This is a genomic window from uncultured Megasphaera sp., assembly GCF_900539295.1.
GTDB lineage: Bacteria > Bacillota > Negativicutes > Veillonellales > Megasphaeraceae > Megasphaera.
In genome coordinates, this window is sequence record NZ_UQBH01000047.1 from 1 (window position 1) to 4154 (window position 4154).

Annotated in this window: 4 protein-coding genes and 1 pseudogene; all 5 read right to left on the minus strand. The window is 48.7% G+C overall.

The window, feature by feature from the left end:
- Positions 1–175 (minus strand): annotated as a pseudogene (locus QZQ46_RS10620) (sugar phosphate isomerase/epimerase); the annotation flags it as partial.
- Positions 176–194: 19 nt separating this feature from the next.
- Complete coding sequence (locus QZQ46_RS10530) at positions 195–530, minus strand: PTS lactose/cellobiose transporter subunit IIA (RefSeq protein WP_296829795.1); 336 nt, start codon at positions 528–530, stop codon at positions 195–197.
- Between the two features lie 11 nt (positions 531–541).
- Complete coding sequence (locus QZQ46_RS10535; protein ID WP_296829798.1) at positions 542–1510, minus strand: sugar phosphate isomerase/epimerase; 969 nt, start codon at positions 1508–1510, stop codon at positions 542–544.
- Positions 1511–1542: 32 nt separating this feature from the next.
- Positions 1543–2982: a sugar porter family MFS transporter gene (locus tag QZQ46_RS10540; protein ID WP_296829803.1), complete on the minus strand. Its 1440-nt coding sequence runs from the start codon at positions 2980–2982 to the stop codon at positions 1543–1545.
- A gap of 93 nt (positions 2983–3075) precedes the next feature.
- A complete protein-coding gene (locus QZQ46_RS10545) occupies positions 3076–4095 on the minus strand; it encodes a Gfo/Idh/MocA family protein (RefSeq protein ID WP_296829801.1) in 1020 nt (339 codons plus the stop codon).
- Positions 4096–4154 lie beyond the last annotated feature (59 nt).

The window sequence follows — 4154 nt, forward strand, 5'->3', positions numbered from 1 at the left end:
CCTTGCGGTATTCCGCTTCGCATTCTTCCGAAAAGAGGGGGTGCTTATAAAAGGGATTGATCCGCGGATGAGGAGACTGTTCGATATACTTATAGCCCCAATCGGCGACTTTATGCACCATATCGTTGATGCTCATCTGTTTAGCTAATACGTCTACGTCAAAGGCAATTTTCATGGCATTATCTCCCCCTTCGTTAAATGGCCAGTATTTTCGCGTACAAGTTTACGATTTCTTCAGCCACTTCTTTAAAATCCATGGTCGTCATGATGTAGTCCTGTGCATGGGCTATAATCGGTGAATAGGGTTCTGAAAACTCACCGCGTGCCTGGCGCCCCAAAAGTTCATTGGTCTGTATTTCGTGGGCTTTCAAGATGAACTGGTCGGCCTCTTTAAGCAGGTCCTTAGCGTCCCCAAAATTACCGCGGCGGGCTTCCTTTAAGGCCAATTTCACTTTAATTCTTCCATCACCGGCCGTGGAAATGATTTCAAAAGCAATTTCTTCGATTTTCGCCATATTTTCTTTTGTCATAAAAATCCTCCTTATTGGCTGATTGTCGCCTTTAAAGCATCGATAGATGTCTTAAGTCCGGCGTCGACACTCATGGTCAGGTCTTCCATTTCTAAGGAAACGAAGCCGTCATAGCCCATCATATGAGCGACGGAGAAGAATTCCTTCCACCACTGTAAATCCTTCCCGCAGCCGACGGCGACGTAATTCCAAGTTCTGTCCTTAGTTTCCGTAACCGGCAGGTTTTCAAGCAGTCCGTTTACGTCGGCCAGACCCCGTTCAATACGGGCATCTTTGCCGTGGACATAAAATATTTTATCGCCTAAAGCCCGTGCAGCTGCAATGGGATCGGCGCCTTGGATCATTAAATGAGACGGGTCTAAGTTCATGCCGATTAGTTTTCCCAGTTCCGGCCCGACAGCTTCTACTAAGGTATTCAGCGACCGGACATTATGGACCAGTTGGCAGGGAAATTCTTCGATGGCAATTTTTTCGATACCATGGTCTTTGGCGAACTGCGCAAATTCTGTCCACCATTCTTTAGCCACTTTCCACTGATATGTAACGGCTTCTACCATATACTTACTGCCGTCAAACTCCGGCCAGGAAACAGTGGAGGCAATCCAGTTCGGCGTCTTATCGCCAGGTGCCCCTCCCGGAAGGCCGGACATAGTGACAATGGTCTTTACGCCTAAAAGTTCTGCCAAGACCACCGTATCGTGAATCGTTTTGCTGTGGGCATGGCCCATGGGCGTGTCAATCAAGGGATTGCCGGAACAATTTAATGCCGAAATGGTAAGCCCTCGTTTATCGATTTCTTCTTTAAAAGACCTTAATTTTTCCGGATTTTTAATCAATTCTTCTGCCGACGGGACGAAGAAGCAGCCGCCCCAGCCGCCGGTCGTCAATTCAATCGCGTCAAGGCCATAGGCCTTTACTTTATCGAGCATATCCGTAAAGGGGATTTTCCCAAAAACATCCGTACAAATAGATAATTTCATGATTCGTTCCTCCTAGTATTCGACTCACTCCGTTATACAGAGCCTAAAGATTTTTCACTTTCTTCCGTTGATTGTCCTTTAGAGTCAATCGAACGGAAGTACTTTTCAATTTCTTCCAGCGATTTCCCTTTCGTTTCAGGGACGCACAGTTTGACAAACACCATGCCTACGATTCCACTGACGACAAAGACAAAGAAAGCTGTCGACAGGCCCCACGTATCGAGTAGTACGGGGAACACCGAACCGATCAAAAAATCGAAAATCCACAAGAAAAAGATGCAGACGCCCATTCCCAGCCCGCGCAGGCGGAGCGGGAATATTTCAGCAATGACCAACCAGAGAATCGGCGCAATGCAGCCCTGCATGAAGGCCAAGAACAAGATGGTCATACCCAGTACGATAAAGGGCAGCATAGCCGTCCCGCTCAGGTACATGGATGACAGGGCGATGAGGAGCAGGCTCGTCGTCGTCCCGCCGAGGCCGGTCAAGAACATGGTGCGGCGGCCCATCTTCCCCAGCAACCAAATGCCAACAAAAGTTGCGATAACTGAAGTCAAGCCGTTAGCGACGTTAGCAATGAGGGCTGTTTGACGGCCAAAACCGGCATCGGTTAGAATTTGTGTGCCGTAAAACATGATCGTATTGACGCCCGTAAACCGCGTTACTACAGCAACGCCGATGCCGATGAGCAGGATGCGAAGAATCCACGGTCGTCTTAAATCTTTCCAGCCATACTGTTTGACAATAGTCTCTTGTTTTATATTATCTTCGATTTCATTCAATTCTGCAATGGCTTCGATTTCACTGGACCGCAATTTTTTCAATATGTCCAAGGCCTCGCTGATGGAGCCCTTCAAAATCATCCAGCGCGGTGACTCCGGCATCCGCATCATCCCAAAGAAGAGGGCGATAGCCGGCAGAGTTGCCAGGAAAAGCATATACCGCCAAATATGGCCGGTATCATCAAAGAGGGTCCCTAAAACGGCGTTGCAGACGTATGCAAGAAACTGGCCCGATACGATCATCAGCTCATTTTGCGTAACCATCCGCCCTCGTTTATTAGATGGTGAGACTTCCGCCAAATAGATAGGAACGGCAACAGAAGCGCCGCCGACGGCTAAGCCTAAAATAAAGCGGCAGGGAATCATGACCCAAACGGACGGAGCCAAGGTACATCCCATAGCGGCACAGAAGAAGATAACGGCCAATGCCAAAATCATTTTCCGGCGGCCGAACGCATCAGCAATCCTGCCACCGGCAATGGATCCGATAGCAGCACCAAAGAGAAGGGCTGAAACGACAAAGCCTTCTAAGGCCGGTGTCAAATTGAGCTGGTCCGGCTGTTTCATATACGGGAGGGCTCCGTTTACGACGCCCGTATCATAGCCAAACAACAGACCGCCCAAGGTGGCCGTAATCATTACAGAATAGAGAAATCTCTTTTTTGAAGCATCAATAGTTTCACCTTGCATCACATATGTCATCCTTCCTTTTATCCGACATCGGGGTCGTGAAGAAGCAGAGGCAAAATCGAGACGTCTTCTGTTTCTTCACGATTCCTACTTTTATTTTTTATAGAAATCCGGCGTTTCCGGCAAATCAATGTTCACGATGGACTGCGTATCCCGTGCTTTAGAGGCAGCAGCGGCCGTCACCTGGCCGGCATAGCCGTCCCAAGCCGTCGGGCCGTCAACGCGGCCTTCTTTGCAGGCATTGATCCACTCCTGGAATTCCGTATTATAGGCCTGGACAAACCGTTCAGACCAGTCTTCACAAATCGGATATACCCGCGATGCATTGGTACGGATCATGGCATTGGACGGTTCCGGCAGGGAAATGATGCCGTCTTCGCAGCACACTTCACATTTAATGTCGTAGCCGTAGCCGCAGCAGACGAAGGCTTCGACATCGATGCGGACACCGGATTTCGTCGTCAAATACATGATCTGTGGGTCCTGCAGGTTTTCACGAGCGTGACGGGTCTTTTTCGGGAAGCGGACTTCTGCCGTCGCATAGTCTTCGCCTAAGAGCCAGCGCAGTACGTCGATTTCATGGATCATAGAATTTTCAACAGCCATGGGTGTATCGTAGTTTTCATCAACCGTCATATTGCGGTGAGCACAGTGCAGCATGAGGGGTTCGCCATAGGTACCTTCGGAAATATATTTCTTCAACTGCTGATAGCCGTAATCGTAGCGGCGCATGAATCCGACTTGTACCAATTGTTTGCCGCCGGCCATTTCAAGATCGACGATTTCTTTGCAGACCGACGCTTCCGGTGCCAATGGTTTTTCGCAGAATACATATTTGCCGGCTTTAATGGATTCTTTTACATATTGGGCATGGTAGGGATCGGCCGTGGTGACGATGACGGCATCGATATTAGCATCATGGATCAGGTCTTCCCCTTTTTCAAAAAATTGGCAGCCATACTGTGCAGCCACTTGTTTGCCGAATTCCGCAAAAGCATCGGATACCGCGATGACCTTGGCGCCCTGCAGGGTGTTATTGATGCGGTCAATGTGCGTGCGGCCAATAGCCCCGGTACCAATCAAACCTACTTTTAATGTCGTGTTTTTTTCCATGATAAAGTCTCCTTTTTATTAGCGAGCTCGTGCTCGTAGATATTTAAAATAAAATGAAT